Here is a 19321-nt window from a genome sequence, read left to right on the forward strand (position 1 = left end):
AATAACTGAGCTAACGTCCCAGAGTACGGTGCTAATCCCAACAACGGACTGAATGACTTATTAACTACTATAACTATGAAAATTTTAATGTCTGCTTACTCCTGCGAACCTGCTGTGGGTTGGAATATTGTGCGAGAAGCCGCCAAATACCATGAGGTCTGGGTACTAACCCGACCCGATGAGAGCCAGGATGTGATCAAGGCAGAACTAGCACGCAACCCCATGCCAAATCTGCACTTTGTTTATTTTACTTTGCCTTTTTGGCAGGATAGTAGAAAATGGGGACAGTCTGGAGGAATGCAGCTTCACTATTACCTCTGGCAAATTCAGGCATATTTTGTTGGTAAACATCTACATCAAGAAATTAACTTTGATTTGATCCACCATGTTACCTTTGTCAATTATTCCAGTCCTTGCTTCTTGTCACTACTACCAATTCCCTTAATTTGGGGTCCGGTAGGCGGTGGAGAATCAGCGCCAATGAGTTTTTGGCAGGATTTTAGCTTGAATGGCAAAATTTACGAAATTGCCCGGAGTTGCGTTCGATGGCTGGGAGAGCAAGACCCCTTTGTACGTCTTACTGCTAAAAGAAGTTTTGTAGTTCAAGCTACAACTAAAGATACAGCCCAGCGCCTCTATAAAATGGGTGCAAGCAATGTGCAAATCCACTCTCAATCAGGGTTATCAGCAGAAGATATGGAGCTTCTCAGTCAATATGAAATGCCTAATGAGCCAATAGTCAGATTTATTAGCATGGGTAGACTTTTACACTGGAAAGGTTTTCATCTGGGACTGCGTGCCTTTGCTCAGGCAAATCTACCTAACACAGAATACTGGATCGTCGGAGAAGGTCCACAGAGGGATATACTACAAACTTTGTCCATAGATTTAGGAATTGTTCAAAAGGTGAAATTTTGGGGCAAATTACCCCGACATAAGGCTTTAAATCTATTACAAGATTGTCACGTCTTAGTTCATCCCAGTTTGCATGATTCTGGTGGGTGGGTGTGCATGGAAGCAATGGCTGCTGGTCGTCCTGTAATTTGTCTAGATTTAGGAGGACCTGGGGTTCAAGTTACGGAGAAAACTGGTTTTAAGATTCCCCCTGATGAACCATACCAAGCTGTACGCGACTTGGCGGCTGCAATGATTTATTTAGTTACAGAGCCAGAACTGAGGGTCAGTATGGGTCAGGCAAGTCGGAAATTAGTACGTGAAAATTACACTTGGCAGGTTATAGGTGAGCATTTGAATCAACTTTATTTAGGGCTTGCTAACAAGAAAGTCTTGGAGATGGATGTTGTATCTCAAGTGTTTTAAAGCTGCTTTCAAATTAATTTTTCCAACTTTCATCAACACACCAACATACACATCATGATTGCTGCATTGTCAAAAACGACTGGATATTAATTAATCAATCATCTAAATTTTTAGAAAGGTTAATCGAGTGAGAATTTTGGTGTTACATAACCGTTATCAGTACGCTGGAGGGGAAGATTCAGTCGTACAAGCTGAAAAAGCTTTACTGGAGGAAAAAGGGCATCAGGTTGAATTAATTGAAGTTAGTAATAATGACATAGTTGGCATGAAAGGCAGAATTAATGCAGCTTTTAGTGCTATCTATTCACCTGCCTCTAAGCACTATGTAAGTCAAGCGATCGCTCACTTTTGTCCTGATGTAGTACACATTCATAACTTTTTCCCTCTACTCTCTCCATCTGTGTATGATGCTTGCAAAATTTATCAACTGCCTGTTGTACAAACACTACACAATTACAGACTTGGCTGCCCCAATGCCATGCTATTTCGGAACAACACCGCTTGTGAAGATTGCTTGGGAAAGAAGATAGCATGGTCTGGTATTTTACACGCCTGCTATGGTGGTTCGCACGTTCAAAGCACTGTTGCTGCTGCGATGTTAGCTGTTCATTGGCAGCGCGGTACTTGGCACAAATCAGTTGATGCTTACATTGCCCTGACAGCTTTTCAGAAAGAAAGGATGGTTCAGGCTGGCCTTTCTAGGGAAAAAATCCACATTAAGCCCAACTACATCCCAGATCCACAATCATTAAATATTACTAAAACAAACGGTGAATACGCACTCTTTGTAGGGCGAATTTCCCCTGAAAAAGGTATTTCAACTCTTTTAAATGCCTATTTACAAAATAGTTTGCAAATACCTCTGAAAATAGCTGGTACTGGTCCGCTGCTTGAGAGCTTACAGGCAAGTATTCAATCTGCTGGACTTGGTGATGTGATCCAATTTCTAGGTCAACAGGATAAGATAGCAGTAATGCAGCTAATGTGTAATGCAAGATTTCTGATTTTCCCTTCAATTTGGTATGAAACGTTTGGTTTAACGATAGTTGAAGCCTTTGCTTGTAGCTTACCTGTATTGGCATCAAATTGGGGTAGTATGGCGGAAATTGTGGAGAACAATGTTACTGGTTTGCATTTCCAAGCAGGCAGTTCAACAGATTTAGCAAATAAAATAAGATGGGCATACGAGCATCCTGAAGAAATGATTTGTATGGGTAAAAATGCTCGCTCTACTTATGAAGCACTTTATACGTTTGAACATAATTACCAACAACTAATAGCAATTTATCAAGCAGTAATTGATAAATAATTGACAATAGATCTCTTGCCAAATTGTTTATGTGGTATGATGAGGGGTTTTAGGTTGTACGTATTTTTGGGTGTCTTTGCGATAAGTAAGTGGGCGTTAAAAATTGTCGTTATGACAAGGGAACAGGGAACTCTTAACGGGGAACGGGGAACAGGGTTTTGGTGAATTTACTTTTTGTTACATACTACTCTTCGAGAAGCCGCTACGCGTCTACGGTTTTTTCCCGCCGACTTACTTAGCTACGCTCGCCGAAGGCATCGCAAATTCAAAGATAGGTATCATCATCTAAGTAAGTGGGCGTTAAAAAATATAATATAAACCTAACCCCCCAGCCCCCTTCCCTACTAGGGAAGGGGGAGTCAAAGCCTCTCCCCTGGTAGGGGAGAGGTTTGGAGAGAGGTTTTATATTTAATTGTGCCAAGTTACTTACAACCAATATTTTCATCCCACTCAAGTTAAAAGATAGATACATTGGTCGGCTGGCTCTGGCAAGTGTCAGCCAAGTTGCCATCAGTAGCCACTAGCGGTAGTCTGACAGTAAAGGTTGCACCTTGGTCAAGACCAGAACTTTCGGCTTGAATAGTACCGTTGTGTAATTCAACTAAGTTCCGAACAATTGCCAGTCCCAACCCCAACCCGTTAAATTTTCTGCTAATCGTGCTATCCTCTTGTCTAAAATATTCAAATATTTGTGGCAAAAATTCTGGGCTAATACCTTTACCTGTATCGCTAACTTTGATTTGAGCATAAGCAGGATAATCGGTAGCGGAAATTGAATTCTGTTCTGTTAATGGTTGTTCAGTTTCTATGACTTTTGACAGTTGAACTATCACTCTTCCTCCCTCTGGCGTAAACTTAATGGCATTGGATAAGAGATTGTCAATTAGCTGCTGTAAGCGAGTTGAATCACCCCTAACTTGCACTAGATTAGGGTCAATATCAGTAATTAGCTGAATTGACTTCATGTCCGCAGAATGGCTAACTTTTTCTATGGCAGCAGAGACGATAGAACTCAAATTTACTGGACAAATATTCAGCCTAATTTTCCTGTGGAGAATGCTGGAGACATCTAGCAAATCTTCAATCAATTTCACTTGAGCCTGTGTATTGCGCTCAATAGTTTTTAAGGCTTCTGTGCTCTGTTGGGCATTTAACTTGCCGCTCATCAGTAGTTTAGTCCACGCCAGAATCGGACTCAGTGGAGTACGAAGCTCGTGAGAAATAATTGCTAAAAAATCATCTCTGAGGCGGTTAGCTCTCTCTGCTTCTGCCCGTGCGACTTGTTCTCGTTGCAGCAAAAGTTGTTTTTCCACTTCCGCTTGCTTGCGGTCAGTAATGTCTTCGGCTATACCTACTACTCGGTAAGGTTCTCCAGATTGGTCTTTAATTGGAAATCCCCGATCTCGTATCCACCGCATCTCGCCATCGGGACGAATAATTCGATACTCTTGGTCGTAACCACCTATATGCGCTTGCTCACAAAAGATAGTTCGCACCTGCTCACGGTCTTCTGTATGAATTCCTTCTAGCCAATCATAAAAATTTGCATATAACAGAGAACAGGAGCGTCCCCAAATGCTTTCATAATTAGGACTGACGTAAATGAGTTGATTATTCTTGATATCTGACATCCAAAATACTGCATCAGTAATGTTCTCAGCAAATTGACTCAGCATATCACTAGCGTGACAAGTATCAGTCTTACCATCAGCATTTGTGATCAGCTTCTCCTCTAATACTTCTACTTTTGCAGCATGACTACATAGGGTATGATTTTGTGCATAATCTGGTATTTTATAACACATTAAAACGGAACTTCCTTAATATGCAAGTTAAATTTCCAGCAACTGAGAGGGATTTTAACTAAACTGTACTGAGGTTGGTTCTAAGTAAGTGGGCGTTAAAAAATATAATATAAACCTAACCCCCCAACCCCCTTCCCTGCTAGGGAAGGGGGAGTCAAAGCCTCTCTCCTGGTAGGGGAGAGGTTTGGAGAGAGGTTTTATATTTAATTGTGCCAAGTTACTTAGAATTGTGCAAAAACTTTTACGTTACTATTGTCCAACCGAGAAATTGAGCTACCTGTTCACCGAGAGAAAGAGGATCAAAGGGTTTAATAATTACTCCCGAAATGTGAGCATCCAACAATGAAATTTGCTCAGGTAAAGTTACACAAGCAGTTAATAAAATTACTGGCAAAGTCTGCATATCTGGATTACTTCTTAATTGTTTTAAAAAATTGAAAGCATCCATTTCTGGCATGACTCCATCGAGAATAATTACATCTAATGTTTCTGTCTTGGCTTTATCTAATCCTTCATATCCTGATTTGACTGTGATTACATCCCATTTACATATATCTTCTAAAACACAACGCAACAAGATTAAGGTATCAGCGTTATCATCAATTACTAAAATCCTTTTCTTGACATCTTTATTCAGAACACAAGATTGTAACTGACTTACCATTTAATTTTTAACCTCAGATATTTTAACTGTAAACAAAAATTTTAAAGATTGTTTGAAGATGACAAAATTTTTTCTCCCTGTTTCTCGATCCTCTGTTCGGTATTAAGGCTATACATATAGCAGTATGCAGTTGAATCAGATACAAAATTGTCCGGGAAGTCCATACAATAAAAGACTTTCAACTCTGTTCCCTGTTAAGAGTTCCCTGTTCCCTGCTATATAGCATGATTACCATTGCAGAAGCTCTGTTATTTGTTCCACCAATTGCAAGGGGTCAAATGGTTTGCTAATTACCCCTTTAACTCCTAAGCTGTTAAAAAGTTTTAAGTCTGAACTTTGTACTTTAGCAGTCATCAAAATTACTGGTATTACTTGAGTATTGGGTTCACTTTTTAAGCAATTAAATAAAGTTATACCATCCATATCTGGCATCATTACATCTAAAATTATGGCATCTGGTTGTTCAGTTTGAGCTAAAGTAATACCTTCATGGGGACTTTGAGTAATCAATGTTTCCCAAGCTCCAAATTCTTCTAGGCAAGTGGAAATTATAAAACCAAGGTCATATTCATCGTCTATGACTAAAATGCGTTTTTTGGTCATTTTTCTATCCTCTGTTGCTAATTACAAATTGGGTTGTATTTTCGGGTGGGAACGAGCGTAAATATTGTTTGCTATCCAGGGAGGGGTAGAGCGTAAGCATTCAGGTGGGTTAATAAATAACGTGGGTAAGATCCCCGACTTCTTATTTGACAATGCCGAGAAATTATGAATAATGGAAAGAAGTCGGGGATCTGAGTTCTTACGTGAATACTTACGATAGAGCAACAAATTTAGTAATGTTTAGGTAGAGAAAAATAAAAAGTGCTACCTTGTCCTAAAACACTTTCCACCCAAATTTTGCCACCATGCTGCTGAATAATTCGACTGCAAATAGCTAAACCTAAACCTGTGCCTCCTTTTGGACGAGAATCACTAGCATCTACTTGCTGAAATTTGCCAAAAATGCTGTTTATTTTATCGCTAGGAATTCCCCTCCCTTGGTCTTGAATTTTAAATAAATAACTATCCGGTGTTTCGGCAAGACTTAGTTTTACTGTAGTCTGAGCAGGAGAAAATTTAATGGCATTACTAATTAAATTGATCAAAACTTGTAGCATCCTGTCCGCATCTACCCACACTTGATAAGGACTGGCTGAATTTTGCAAATCAATGTGATTTTCTTGTGCTATTGTTTGCATCGAGTCTATAGCTTGATTGATCAGGTTACTCGCATTACACCATTGTTGATTGAGGATAAATTTGTTATTTTCTAGACGTTCTAAATCAAGAATGTCATTTAATAATCTGGTTAAACGTTCTGTATCGCTAGTAGCAATTTGTAAGATTTTTTGCATTTTTTCTGGTTGACTTTTGATTGTACTCGTAGTCATTAATCCTAAACAACCACGAATAGAACTTAATGGCGTTCTGAGTTCATGGCTGACTATGGAGATGAACTCGTTTTTCATTTTCTCCATATTCCGAGCATTTGTAATATCTTCTACAGTGCCGACATATCCTATGCAGTTACCCGTATCAGAAAAAATAGGAACAGCAACTAGCTGACAAATACGAAAGCTTGTATTTTCATGGAGGAAACGCAATTCGGTAAAGAATTGTTGGTTTGTTAAAATTTCCGCATTCCATTGGGGTAAAAAAACTTTTAAATCTTCTGGGTGAATAAAATTTTTCCAGCCATCTCCTAGTGATTGTTCGAGGGTAAAGCCACAAATTTTCTGACAGCGAGGATTGCAATAGAGCATCTTTCCTTGAGCATCTGTTTTAAAAATACCAACAGGGGCAAATTCATTGAGAGAACGAAACAAATTTTCGCTGCGTCGCAAGGCTGTTTCAATTTGTTGACGTTGCCGCAGTTCTGTTTCTAGTTGCTGGTACAATTCTGACTGTTGAATAGCGATCGCTATTTGATTAGCTAACTGCTGAAGTAAATCAATTTCCCAGGTTTGCCACCCAGCACAGTATTTTATGTCATCACTACATTGATGCGTGATCAGCAGTCCCCACAGATGACTGTTTTGCATAATCGGCACAACCCACTGGGCTGTAACTTGATTGTCTCCTAAATTAGCAGCCCAGCAAGGTATTACTTCCTGATTCTGGCAATGATTGAAAATAGTCACTTCTCCATTGAGATAGTGCTGGTAACACTCTGGAGGCAGAAAATCTAGATCCTGAACCGAGTTGATAATGCTTAAGGATGGATTACTAACAGCTTCAGCAATGACGTAACCGCTACTATTAGTAGTGATACGATAGAATAAAACTCGATCTACTGCCAGCAAATTCTGCACCTTGGTGACAGCAGTATTGATAATTTCCTCTACATTCAGAGACTGGCGTATTTGTTGCGTCAGCCTCATAAATATTTGTTCTCGTTCGATTTGTTGTTGCAGTGCCGTTTGAGACTTTTCTAGCTCTGAAGTCCGTTTTTGCACCCGGTTTTCTAAGTCTGCATTCAGTTCTTGGAGTTTAATTTCGGCCAGCTTGCGATCGCTCACTTCTACCATAGTCCCCAACAATCGTACCGCTTGACCCGCATCGTTTAAGAAAAATTGACCTCTACCTTCAATCCAATGAATACTCCCATCAGGCCAAACCACACGAAATTCCTGATAATAGTCTTGTTGCTCCACAAAAGCCTGATTAAGAGCTAAATTTACAGATTGCCAGTCTCGTGGGTCAACCAAGGATTTTAAAACTATAAATTCCTGGTCTACTAACCCAAACAACTGATCATGACCAATCGACCAAACAATCCGATCTTGCAGTAAATCCCAATCCCATACTCCCATTTTTGCCGCTTTCAAAGCCAGCATTAGCTGTTGATGAATTTTAGAAATCTCTTCAGCTTTTTGCAAAACTAGCCCCACAATTATATTTCTTAACTCTTTGGCTACTTCAATTTCGCATCGTTGCCAAGGTAAAGATTTTAAATTTACTGTTTCTTGCCACAATTCAAAAGACTTCCGTGGGGATAAACGCACACTACCATCTGCACTTATATCTACAGGTTTATGAGGATTCCCTGCCCAATTAACAGTTTGAATCACCTCTGGACGAAACCATAAAATATACTGCTGATATTCCTGAGAAATTCTCACTGCTAGTAGACCACTAGCAACATTTTTAAACTTTTCTGCTTCTGGGTAAATCTTAGCCAAAGAATCTGCTGCATAAAGATAATCACTTACCCCTTGATTAAAAATGTCTGCTTCTAAAAAATCACAAATATTTTTAATCTCCTTTAACACAGGTGTTTTGCCAATCATAGCCACCTTGTTCATATCACAAATAGCTACCCCTTCAGCACCAACTAAGGCTAATAATTGACTTCTGTTTTTGATTAAAACTTCTATCCAATTTTCATTTTTGATAATTTCCGGTAAAATATCAGATAAAATTCCTTTCAAAATAATATTGTAATCTAAATACTCATTTTCTTCTTTAGCTGAAATTTCTAAAGACATCACCCTACCGAGTAATTCACAAGCAGTACGTAATTTATAAGGAACATATTTAGCTGCTGAATAATGATGACAAGCAATTAAACCCCATAATTTTTGTTCCCGGATTAATGAAATTGACATAGAAGCAGTTACACCCATATTTTTGAGATATTCAATGTGTATAGGAGAAACACTTCTTAAAACACTACCACTCAGATTTAAAGGTATATTATTCACTGAATTGTCAATATTTATCACCTTTACAGCTTGATAATTTACATCCGGTATGAGACGCAAAGGATTGAGAGTATATAATTGTTTAGCTTGTTTAGGTATATCAGAAGGTGGATAATGTAAGCCCAAAAAAGGACTTAAACTTTCTAATTTAGCTTCTGCTATCACTTCACCTGCACCTTCAGAATCAAATTTATAAACCATTACTCTGTCAAAGTTTGTCAAGTTTCGGATTTCTTTGACAAGAAATTGGCATAATTCATCCAAATGCGACAATTTTTGCAATTTGCAAATCACAGGTTGTATTAAGCTGTACAAACTCAAAAAATCACCATTATCATTTTTTGGAGATACAAGTTCTAACTCAAGAATGATGAATCCATCTGATTTATGAATAATCCCATCAAAATTCTTTCTACCTTTTTGGGTATCAATATATAAATTTAACGGGTTAATTTTTTCAGATAATTCCGCTAAAGATTTTTTGATGAGGTGGATTTGCTTGCTATTGAATAATACTTTTAATGTTTTACCTAAAATATCTTCAGTATGAATACCAAGAATATCAAAAGTATTCTCACTAACTTGAATGATATTTAAATTAGGTGCTTGTAAAACCAAGAGAATCCCATGAGGCTGAATTAAGCCAGGAATATGAATAAGTTCTTTATCACAGTTAGTTAAGTCCACTGGTGTTTTTTTTGCTAAAAACTTGATTTCGTTCATAACGTTCATAAACATAGCTACCTAATAGCTACCTATTTGAGTTGAGAACTTATTCGTGATAGCGTAGCGTGACGTAAGTCATGGGAAGGGAACAGGGAACAGAAAGTGTTCATGAATCATTTAGGATTGTTATAGATAAGTGCTAAAAAAATGACAGCAAAGTATTCTATCTTCTTGAGTATGAAAAGAAAAATTAAAGATTTTATGAAGATTACAAAAATGATAAAAAACTCAACCTTTTTCCTATTCTCAGCGTGGAAGGATATTTTAATCACTACATTTTAGATAACACTGAGGATTATAAACACTGAAAAAAAGCAAAAATAAATACCATCAATTAATTAGATAGCAAAATTTTCATAATTCGCTCTAAAAGCTATATTTTTGAACCTAAAAACCAAGTTTTTAGTTTATTAATCCTTAATCAATTTACTTTCTGTTTATCATATAAAATATCAACCTAAGAGGATGTTTTAAAAGTTTTGAATGTATAAATAAACCCCTCTCCAAACCTCTCCACCTCTCCCTACCCCTCTCCTGAAAGGAGAGGGAACTTATGGACTCCCCCCTGTAGGGGGGAACTTGGGGGGTGCGGGGAGAGGCTTTGAAACCCCCATTCCCTCGTAGGGAAGGGGGGAAGGGGGGTTAGGTTGCTGAAGATTATTGGTTTCATCTAATACTTTTCAAACAACCTCTAAGTAACTTGGCACAATTAAATATAAAACCTCTCTCCAAACCTCTCCCCTACCAGGAGAGAGGCTTTGACTCCCCCTTCCCTAGCAGGGAAGGGGGTTGGGGGGTTAGGTTTATATTATATTTTTTAACGCCCACTTACTTAAATCTAATTAAACAGACTTAAAAATATTGTGTAATATGGATTTATAAAGAAATCGAGCGAGCCAAAACCACCGAGATAAAGTAGCGGAACTTGGCAAACACACTTTATCGTGCTTATGAAAATCTTATTAGTAGAAGATGACAACATCACCCGTGAAACAATAGCTAACTTTCTCACATCTCACGAATACCAAGTTAGTTTAGCTACTGATGGAGAAATGGCGTTAGAATTGCAAGAACAGTGTGAGTATGACTTAGTAATATTAGATGTTCTCCTGCCTAAATTAGATGGCATCAGTATATGTAAACAATGGCGACATCAAGGCTGTCAGACTCCTATTTTGCTAATTACTGTTAAAAATCAAGTCACAGAAAGAATTATTGGACTAGAAGCAGGAGCAGATGATTACCTTACTAAACCTTTTGATTTAGAAGAACTACTAGCAAGAATTCATGCTTTACTACGCCGCAGTAAATCTTTTACTCCCCAGGAAATAAATTGGGACGGTATTCACTTTGACTCAGCTAGTGGAAGAGTATATTCTGGTAATCAATCTATACATCTGACACCCAAAGAATACTGTTTATTGGAATTATTTCTACTTAACCCCAAACGAATATTTAGCCGTCAAGCCATTTTAGATAGGCTTTGGGATTTTGCCGAAATTCCCGGTGAAGGAACTGTAAGCACCCATATTAAGAGTTTGCGTCAAAAGTTAAAAGCAGTGGGAGCAGAAGATCCAATTGAAACTGTATATGGTCTGGGATATCGCTTAAAAACTCTCAGTGACTCTGAGCAATTCTCACCTCCTACCCAGTTCAATACTTCGGGTGTGCAAACGCATACTGAAGAGAAAGTGCAAATCATGACCTCAAGAGTATGGAATAAATTTCAAAATCATTACGTAGAGGAAACAAATAAACTATCACAAATTACAACTACTTTATCAACAACACAACCAGATATAGAACTAAAAAATCAAGCCGAACAAATGGCTCATAAATTAGCTGGAAGTTTGGGCAGTTTGGGTTTTATGAACATATCGCAACAAGCAAGAGAATTAGAGATATTATTGCAACAGACAGTTTTGAATCCTGATGATATCCAGCAAGCAAGGGAACTAAGCAAAGGTATACAACAAGAAGTTAGCAAAGTTTCCACTGTTTTAGAGCCTGCAACACAAGCGAATGCTGAATTTATAGCCTATTCACCATTATTGTTAATTGTAGACGAGGATCTGATGTTGGCGGAGCAAATTCGGATTCAGGTAATGAGTAGCACCAGACAAGTTAATATGAATCAATGGAAATGGCGGGTAGAAATTGCCACAGATATAAATGTAGCCCGGAAAATGATTACTCAAACCCCACCTGATGTAATTTTATTAGATCTAAACATCTCTGGTAGGGGTGAAGATGGTCGAACTCTCATGCAAGAATTATCAACTCATACACCAAAAATTCCTGTAGTTGCTTTTACAGCCAAAGATACTCTCACAGATAGAGTAGATTTTACTCGTTGGGGTGGATGTTTCTTTGTGAATAAAAACTTACCTATATCCACAGCGTTACAAGCTTTAAATGCTCTAATTAAACCACTATTCCAAAATTACCAATATCGGGTTTTAATTGTAGATAATAATCAGAGATTATTTCACCAATTATCTAATCTATTAACCAACTATAAAATTGAAGTTATTATCTGTGATAATGCTCAATATTTTCTTCAATTATTAAATAATAATCAGCCAAATTTAGTAATTTTAAATCAACAAATAGCTGGATTTAGTGGCATAGATTTGTGTCGAGTTGTGCGAACAGATCCTCAATGGCATAATCTACCAGTAATATTTATCTCAACTAATAGTAACCCTGAAATAATTTTTCAAGCTTATGCCGCAGGTGCAGATGATTATTTTAGCAAATCCATGAATAAAAACGAAATCGCTACAAGAATTTGGCAACGACTACAAAGATGTTAATTGAGTTTTGATCAAATTTACCAACCAAATAAGTCAGCTAATAAATTAATAAGATTCATAGGATTAAAGGGTTTAGTTAACAAACCTACAACCCGTAATTGAGAAAGTTGCTTTTTGTCTTCAGGCTGCACTTTCGCAGTCAGAAATGCGACCGGAATATCTTGAGTAAGAGGATTTGCTTGCAATTTTTTTAGTACCTCAATCCCACTCATATGTGGCATTGAAACATCTAATATGATACCATCTGGTTTTTCAATTTCAGCTAAATACAATCCTTCTTCACCTGAACTAGCTAATAAAACTTTCCATCCAGCAATATCTTCTAAACATCCCTGAATTACAGCTTGAATTGCTTCTTCATCATCAATAACTAGCACCCGTTTTGTAGACATAACTTCTCAAGTATTCTCATTATGATTTTCTCGAAGTGGTAATGTAAAGAAAAATGTGCTGCCTTGTCCTAAATTGCTCTCTGCCCAAATCTGCCCTTCATGTTGTTGGATAATATTCCGACAAATTGACAAACCCAAACCTGTACCACCTTTTTCTCTAGAATCGCTAGAATCAACTTGCTGAAACCAACCAAATATAGTTTCTAATTTATCTGCTGGAATTCCTTGTCCTTGGTCTTGCACCTGAAACATTACATAGGGTGGATATAGAACATTGAGTAAAGAATTATTCGTTAAATGAGCAAATATTTGTGCTTGAGTTTCCTGGCTATCAACTAAGATATTACTAACAGTAATGGTAGTACAAGGTGTAGAAAACTTGATGGCGTTACTCAACAGATTTGTTAAAGTTTGAATAATCGCGTCAGGATTAACCCAAATTTCGATTGAGATAGTATTTATATTGAAATTTATGTGATTTTTTTCTGCCTCTGGTTGCATGAGATTGACAGAATCTATAATTAAGTTAGCTGCATCACAACTTTGTTTTACCAGGATTGTATTACCAGACTCCAATTTCTGTAACGCAAGAATATCATTAACTAACCTGACTAAACGCGCTGTTTGAGCAGCAGCAATATTAATCATTTGGCTACGCTTTTCAGGATTTTTATCATAAACTTTACCTGCTAATAATCCTAAAGCACCGTTTATTGCTGTTAATGGAGTTCGCAATTCATGACTAGCAATAGAGATAAAATCTTTTTTCATTTTCTCAACTGCACGAATTTCAGTTATATCTTCTACAATTCCGATATAACCACTCATTTTCTCCTGTTCTATCAACATTGGAGCTAAATGAATTCGTGCATAATGGATTTGATTATCTTGATAAAAATATTTCACTTCATGACAAAAATCTAACTCACAAAAATCTTTCGGTGAATTATTTAAAATCATCAACCATTCTTTTAATATCTTCTCTCGGTCATCTGCATGGATAAAATCTAACCAATTTTTTCCTCTAGTTGCTGCTATAGTTAGTCCAGAAATTTTTTGGTAATAAGGATTAGTATAAATAATTTTTCCTTCCTTATCAGTCAAAAATACACCTATAGGTAAACATTCCGTGAGTGAGCGAAATTTGGTTTCACTTTTCTTTAGGTCTGCTTCTTTTTGCTTTTGTTGGGTAATATCATTATTAATTTCTAGGATTTTCACAGGTTTACCAGACTCGTCTTTTTGTAGTACCCAACGACTGGAAACAGTTACATAAGTGCCATTTTTATCACTATGAATTAACTCTCCTTCCCAATATCCTAATTTTAGAACTTGTGCTTGAATTTCAGCTAATGGCTGCGGAAATTGGGTTTTTAAAAGTTTGTGAGATACTTTTCCTATAGCTTCGGCTTTTGTCCAACCATACATCTTTTCTCCTCCGTTATTCCAAAAAGTAATGACTGAGGAATTGATATCTTTAGTCAAGATGGTATCATGAGCCAAATCCAAAAGTTGAGCTTGTTCCCAAAGCTTTTGTTGCTTTTTTTCTATCTCATCTAAGGTAATAAGTAGATGTTTATTAAGTTCAGTTAGTTCAGCAGTGCGTTGGGCAACTCGTATTTCTAATTCCAACTTTGCCTGGTGTATTTCTGCTTCTTGGCGTTTGCGTTCTGTAATATCTGTAAGATTGACAATTGCGCCAATAATTTCTCCAATTGAGTTTAATAAAGGACGAGCATTGAGAAATAAATCAAACTGCTGACCGTCAGGACGTTGAAAATAAACTTCTACTCCCTGATAAGTCTGCCCTTGTAAAACTGTATTGATATGAAAGCGATGTTCGGCCATTATATCTGGAACATAATTTGGCAGTGATTGGATGATATTAGTTATAATATTTGAATCTAAATGAGAGAAAAATAAGGATATTAAATTATCAAAATTTTGCCAAAGTGGATTTGTTCCACATAAAGTATGAAAAACTTGACTAGCACGAATAATTTTCCCAGTTTCATCACAAACTACTATAGATTCACCCACTTGTTCTAAAATCGATCTAGCAAATCTCTCTGAAGCTATAATTTGTTCATTTTGGTGTTTTTCGGTTAAATCTGTAACAATAAAACAAGTAATCTCATAACTATTAATATTCAAGCTATTGGCATTAATGTAAACAGATATTTCTTGTTGATGAATATTGATGAGCGAGAATTCACCTGCTGCTGCCAAATTTTGCTCTTTTATTTTCATCAAAGCTTGAAGTTTATCAACATCTCGCTCTAAAATAAATCGTTGAAATTTAGAACCGATAATCTTTGCTAAAGGAATCTGAACTAAATTAGCAAATGCTTGATTAGCATATAAAATTCCTCCATCTGATGTCACAATAACTGCTCCTTCAGACATCTGCTCAATTAGCAAACGATAGGTGTAATCTCCACTTTGGAGCGTAAATACTTTTTCACCTTCTGGAGTAGCAATCACAAAAGCGTCAACTGCACCTTGATGTATTGTTTCTAATGTATCTTCAGCCGTTGTTAACCTTGTTTGCAGGACTTGAATTTCTTGTAATAATTCTTCAGTTGAATAATTATCTAAATTCATTTTTTGATTTTCCTTTTTATGTGAAAAACAGGAAATTGAGCGACAAAAGGTATAAGTTGATAACAAAGTGATATACAGCAGATTGCAGATCAATCAGGTAAAAAATTTAACGTAAAACCTAGACAGAAAAAGAGTTTTACTCCTGACTCCTAAATTATTACAAGAAACTTTCAAACCTATTCCCTATTATGGGATGCAATATTTAAACCTATAAGCACATTGACAGTATTCGATAAATTACCAATTATTTTTTTAACTGGTGGAGGTAATTCTTTTACTAATGTGGGTACAGCAACTACATTTTCTACCAAAACTAAGCCTGGTTGTTGATAAATGTCAATTACTTCTAACTGATACTGACCAGGTAAATATTCTTCACATATCTGTTTGATATTTTGTAAAGCCTTCAAAGAATTATAATTAGCACCTGCTACATAAAGTCGTAAACAGAAAATTGGGTTTTCCGTTTTTGTAATTAGTTGTTTAAATTCAGCACTTAAATCTTTTATATCCTCTTGTCCATTTTGACTATTCATAACTTATTACTCCCAAAATGATGAATATCATATAAAAATCGTGTGTGGTTTCTAATCTAGCCGTGTAGCGTCAGTCATAATTACTAAATAATTACTAATAGGACTTACGCAAGATGGGACTGAAACCCTGGTTATTCCGTAGCGGTGATTCATGTAGCTTGCTTCCCGCAGGGTATTCCGCTACTTTCGTTCTGTTTTACATAAGTCATGACTAATTTATAACAGGCTTGATTTCTAAACCAACTAATACTTTTTCTTGATCAGATAAATCACCAATAATTTGCTTGAGAGGAGGCGGTAGCTGACGGATTAAAGTGGGAATAGCAAAGATGTTATATTCTCTTGCTAGATGAGGATGTTGCAGTAGATCCACCACTTCAATTTGATATTTACCATAAAGATTTTGCTCACATATTTTTGTTAAATTGGCAAATGCAGCCACAGATTTTGGTGTTTGTCCAGCTACATATAACCGTAATTTCCATATCCCTGATTCGTATGATGTATTGTGTTCTTGCATAAAATAATTTTTTTGGATTTTTGATTATGGCAAGTGAGAAAGAATATCATACTTAGAGCAGAATTCAGGATTCAGGCAGGAAATTTTGAGCCAATGGGAGTATTTTTTAGCTGATGTTAATTAGCCTGAAAATAGAGTCAGATTTTTTCTGTAACAAAAGTGAAAAAACAGGCTAATCCGCTTTTTGTAATTAAGCTAATTTTTGACTGTATTGGATGAAATTCTGATGATTCATAGTTTCTTGTTCTGCAAGAATGCGGAATTCTTCCTTATCTGCTGCTAATTCTGCCTGTAATGCATAAATCTCCGTGGAAACTAATGTTTCTTTGTATTCTAATTCGCGTCTTTTTTGCTCTAGTAATCGTTGGCGTTGGCTGGCTGCTAATTTTTCTTGGGCTTCTTGAATAATTCTAGCACTACCAGTGAAAACATTTCCCTGTCCTAAATACACATCTACCAGTTCTACACCTTGTTTAGTTAATAAAAATTCCCGTACTTGGTTAGAGTGTTCCATCCCGCGAGATTTGAGCAGATACAAGAGTCGGTTACGTTCTCCGTTGGTTTCTGAAGTGCGTAAGTCAATCCAAGTATCCATGAGGGAAGAAACTCCTATTTCCGTCTGCTCAATTAGACCATGACCAGGATTCAGGTTGGTTAACAACACGGTAATTTGTTGCGCTTTGAGAAAATCAATCAAACGCATAAAAAACATCTTAGTTTGATTGAGTGTACCGCTTAATATCATGTTACTCATGGGATCTATAACCACGGTAGAAGGTTTAAATTTCCGTATCCAGTGATGTAAATTCACCAGGTGCATTTCTAATCCATAGGTAGTAGGACGAAATGCCTGCAAATTGAGTAACCCCTGTTGTACATAAGGCTCTAAATCTAAGCCGATTGAGCGCATATTTCTAATAATTTGTTGCGGTGCTTCTTCTAAAGCTATGTACAAACACCCTTGTTTTTGACGACAAGTTTCCGCAGCAAAATGGCAAGCTATAGTGCTTTTACCAGTTCCTGCTGTACCTGTAACTAAAATGCTGCTCCCTCGGAAAAATCCATGACCCCCCAGCATGGTATCTAAACGCGGGATACCAGAGGAAATACGTTCTGTTGTTACCTGATGTTCTAAACCAACGGAGGTAATAGGTAAAACAGAAATACCATCATCAGTAATTAAGAAGGGATATTCGTTAGAACCATGTCGTGAACCTCGATATTTAATAATTTGTAGTCGTCGTGTGGCTAGTTCGTCATAAATTCGTTGATCTAATTTAATTACACAGTCAGAAACATATTCTTCTAAGCCTTGACGTGTCAGGGTCTTGTCCCCCTGTTCTCCAGTGATAATCGCAGTTAAGCCTTTTTGTTTGAGCCAGTGAAATAAACGACGTAATTCAGCACGGATCACAGCCGCGTTACTTAAACCGATAAATAAGGTTTCGATAGTATCTAATACTATTCGTTTGGCTTTGACTGCATCTACCATTAGACTGATGCGAAGAAATAAACCTTCCAAGTCATAGCTACCTGCTTCAATAATTTCTTGGGGTTCGATCTGGATGTGGTCAATGGCTAATTGTTTGTCAATAATTAACTGTTCTAAATCCCACCCCAAAGAAGTAACATTTTGTATGAGTTCTTGGGGGTTTTCTTCAAAACAAATGAATACTCCTGGTTCTGCATATTCGGTTATACCACGGACTAAAAATTCTATTCCCATTAAGGTTTTACCGCAGCCCGCAGCACCACAAACTAATGTGGGACGACCTTGAGGTAGTCCACCACCAGTAATTTCGTCTAATCCTTGAATGCCAGTTGGCGATTTAGGCAAAGATTTTTGATTACTTTTTGTAGTTGTATTTTGTATAACCATAAGCTCTAATTCAATCAGAACAATTTACTAAGATTTATTCCTATTGTTGTTCCTTTTTTGCCCCCATAGACAGTGTTAATCGGTAATTGTGCCATGTCCAAACTAACAGCCGAACTTCTAACTGCATTTCCTTTAAAATTTTATCTATAAATTTTAAATATTTTTTGAAGATTGAAACATATTTTAGGTGGATGCCTAAGCCAGCAAGTCACCCCCCTGACTCGGCTACAAAACCGTGTATGAAACGTTAATTCCACACGGCTCCTCAATGATTTGCTGCTTGTCACGCACACCTCTAAATTCAGAGTTAAAAGGGATTACAGTTGAGATAATCCTCATCTATCTCTGGAACTGAAACAGCAATTTTATCCGCTGCTGTTTTGGCATCATGGCAATAGACCTCTGGCAAAATTGATTTTATGTTGTGGTGGGGGTTTGCGATTTTGGTATGGCTAAACTGTATCGGCTCAATAAGTAGGGGTAGGAGAGAAAAATAAGATAAGCAAGGGACACGCAATATAATAGAATCAGGACTTACGCAACTGGCACAAGCGATAGTGCGGCTACGCCGCACCGAGTGCCTAAAGACTAAACCATTGACATAGCAATATCCGGACGTTTTAGTTGTCCAATTAAATAATTAGAAAGCAACAGGACTTACGCAACTGGCATATTAGTAGGGTGAGTCAGATGTCAAAAATCTGTTTATTGACAGGATTCATGCAGTATGACGCACTCTACAAGAGATGTTTGATGTGACACTTGCGTAAGTCTTAAGTAGGTAGGCGGGAAAATTTCAAGGTATGTCATTGCGAACGGAGCGTAGCGGAGTGAAGCAACCGCAAGGGTTTTGATGATTTTACATTTTGTTACATAGTTAGGTTTATTTGTGCCTACCTACTTATACCAAGTTAATATGAAGCTGCATAGAAAAGAGCTTCGAGAATAAAGTTATAAGATGAGATAGATATCACCTCGTCAAAAGTAAGTTGCTCGAATAATTG

The 19321-nt window shown here is 37.1% G+C and carries 12 protein-coding genes; 3 read left to right on the top strand and 9 right to left on the bottom strand.

Features of this window, described 5'->3' with window-relative positions; all coding sequences use genetic code 11:
• The first annotated feature begins 75 nt into the window (after positions 1 to 75).
• Together H6G06_RS24250 and H6G06_RS24255 are read left to right on the top strand one after the other, a co-directional pair.
• Positions 76 to 1320 carry a glycosyltransferase family 4 protein gene (locus H6G06_RS24250; RefSeq protein ID WP_190564619.1) on the top strand — a complete coding sequence of 415 codons (1245 nt, stop codon included), beginning with the start codon at positions 76 to 78 and terminating at the stop codon, positions 1318 to 1320.
• A 139-nt stretch (positions 1321 to 1459) separates the two neighbouring features.
• Positions 1460 to 2629: a glycosyltransferase gene (locus H6G06_RS24255; protein WP_338422987.1), complete on the top strand. Its 1170-nt coding sequence runs from the start codon at positions 1460 to 1462 to the stop codon at positions 2627 to 2629.
• A 455-nt stretch (positions 2630 to 3084) separates the two neighbouring features.
• Here H6G06_RS24255 and H6G06_RS24260 read toward each other — a convergent pair whose 3' ends face one another.
• The 4 genes from H6G06_RS24260 to H6G06_RS24275 all read right to left on the bottom strand — a co-directional run bounded on the left by H6G06_RS24260 (position 3085) and on the right by H6G06_RS24275 (position 9576).
• A complete protein-coding gene (locus H6G06_RS24260; RefSeq protein WP_190564621.1) occupies positions 3085 to 4434 on the bottom strand; it encodes a PAS domain-containing sensor histidine kinase in 1350 nt (449 codons plus the stop codon).
• 241 nt (positions 4435 to 4675) lie between these two features.
• Complete coding sequence (locus tag H6G06_RS24265) at positions 4676 to 5098, bottom strand: response regulator (protein WP_190564622.1); 423 nt, start codon at positions 5096 to 5098, stop codon at positions 4676 to 4678.
• Positions 5099 to 5326: 228 nt separating this feature from the next.
• Complete coding sequence (locus H6G06_RS24270) at positions 5327 to 5701, bottom strand: response regulator (RefSeq protein ID WP_190564623.1); 375 nt, start codon at positions 5699 to 5701, stop codon at positions 5327 to 5329.
• Positions 5702 to 5931: 230 nt separating this feature from the next.
• Entirely contained in the window at positions 5932 to 9576 is a 3645-nt protein-coding gene (locus H6G06_RS24275; protein ID WP_199306873.1) for a GAF domain-containing protein, read from the bottom strand.
• A gap of 944 nt (positions 9577 to 10520) precedes the next feature.
• On the opposite strand from H6G06_RS24275, the gene H6G06_RS24280 reads away from it, so the two are divergent.
• The gene (locus tag H6G06_RS24280; protein WP_190564624.1) at positions 10521 to 12386 is read left to right on the top strand and encodes a response regulator; all 1866 of its coding nucleotides are present in this window, start codon (positions 10521 to 10523) and stop codon (positions 12384 to 12386) included.
• 17 nt (positions 12387 to 12403) lie between these two features.
• On the opposite strand, the gene H6G06_RS24285 is transcribed toward H6G06_RS24280, so the two are convergent.
• The 5 genes from H6G06_RS24285 to kaiC all read right to left on the bottom strand — a co-directional run bounded on the left by H6G06_RS24285 (position 12404) and on the right by kaiC (position 18317).
• Positions 12404 to 12778, bottom strand: a complete 375-nt coding sequence (locus H6G06_RS24285; protein WP_190564625.1) for a response regulator — start codon at positions 12776 to 12778, stop codon at positions 12404 to 12406.
• A gap of 6 nt (positions 12779 to 12784) precedes the next feature.
• The gene (locus tag H6G06_RS24290) at positions 12785 to 15382 is read right to left on the bottom strand and encodes a PAS domain S-box protein (protein WP_190564626.1); all 2598 of its coding nucleotides are present in this window, start codon (positions 15380 to 15382) and stop codon (positions 12785 to 12787) included.
• A 176-nt stretch (positions 15383 to 15558) separates the two neighbouring features.
• Positions 15559 to 15918 (bottom strand): circadian clock KaiB family protein, encoded by a 360-nt coding sequence (locus H6G06_RS24295; protein ID WP_190564627.1) that lies wholly within the window; start codon positions 15916 to 15918, stop codon positions 15559 to 15561.
• A 211-nt stretch (positions 15919 to 16129) separates the two neighbouring features.
• On the bottom strand, positions 16130 to 16438 hold the full coding sequence (locus H6G06_RS24300; protein ID WP_190564628.1) for a circadian clock KaiB family protein: 309 nt from the start codon (positions 16436 to 16438) through the stop codon (positions 16130 to 16132).
• Between the two features lie 190 nt (positions 16439 to 16628).
• Positions 16629 to 18317 (bottom strand): circadian clock protein KaiC, encoded by a 1689-nt coding sequence (gene kaiC / locus H6G06_RS24305; protein WP_190564629.1) that lies wholly within the window; start codon positions 18315 to 18317, stop codon positions 16629 to 16631.
• Positions 18318 to 19321 lie beyond the last annotated feature (1004 nt).

It is taken from the genome of Anabaena sphaerica FACHB-251 (assembly GCF_014696825.1).
GTDB lineage: Bacteria > Cyanobacteriota > Cyanobacteriia > Cyanobacteriales > Nostocaceae > RDYJ01.

Bases quoted from the DNA above. Each gene is read 5' to 3' on its own strand.
- kaiC (WP_190564629.1), bottom strand. From the start codon at position 18,317: ATGGTTATACAAAATACAACTACAAAAAGTAATCAAAAATCTTTGCCT.
- H6G06_RS24295 (WP_190564627.1), bottom strand. From the start codon at position 15,918: ATGAATAGTCAAAATGGACAAGAGGATATAAAAGATTTAAGTGCTGAA.
- H6G06_RS24260 (WP_190564621.1), bottom strand. From the start codon at position 4,434: ATGTGTTATAAAATACCAGATTATGCACAAAATCATACCCTATGTAGT.
- H6G06_RS24265 (WP_190564622.1), bottom strand. From the start codon at position 5,098: ATGGTAAGTCAGTTACAATCTTGTGTTCTGAATAAAGATGTCAAGAAA.
- H6G06_RS24280 (WP_190564624.1), top strand. From the start codon at position 10,521: ATGAAAATCTTATTAGTAGAAGATGACAACATCACCCGTGAAACAATA.
- H6G06_RS24290 (WP_190564626.1), bottom strand. From the start codon at position 15,382: ATGAATTTAGATAATTATTCAACTGAAGAATTATTACAAGAAATTCAA.
- H6G06_RS24275 (WP_199306873.1), bottom strand. From the start codon at position 9,576: ATGAACGTTATGAACGAAATCAAGTTTTTAGCAAAAAAAACACCAGTG.
- H6G06_RS24300 (WP_190564628.1), bottom strand. From the start codon at position 16,438: ATGCAAGAACACAATACATCATACGAATCAGGGATATGGAAATTACGG.
- H6G06_RS24270 (WP_190564623.1), bottom strand. From the start codon at position 5,701: ATGACCAAAAAACGCATTTTAGTCATAGACGATGAATATGACCTTGGT.
- H6G06_RS24250 (WP_190564619.1), top strand. From the start codon at position 76: ATGAAAATTTTAATGTCTGCTTACTCCTGCGAACCTGCTGTGGGTTGG.
- H6G06_RS24285 (WP_190564625.1), bottom strand. From the start codon at position 12,778: ATGTCTACAAAACGGGTGCTAGTTATTGATGATGAAGAAGCAATTCAA.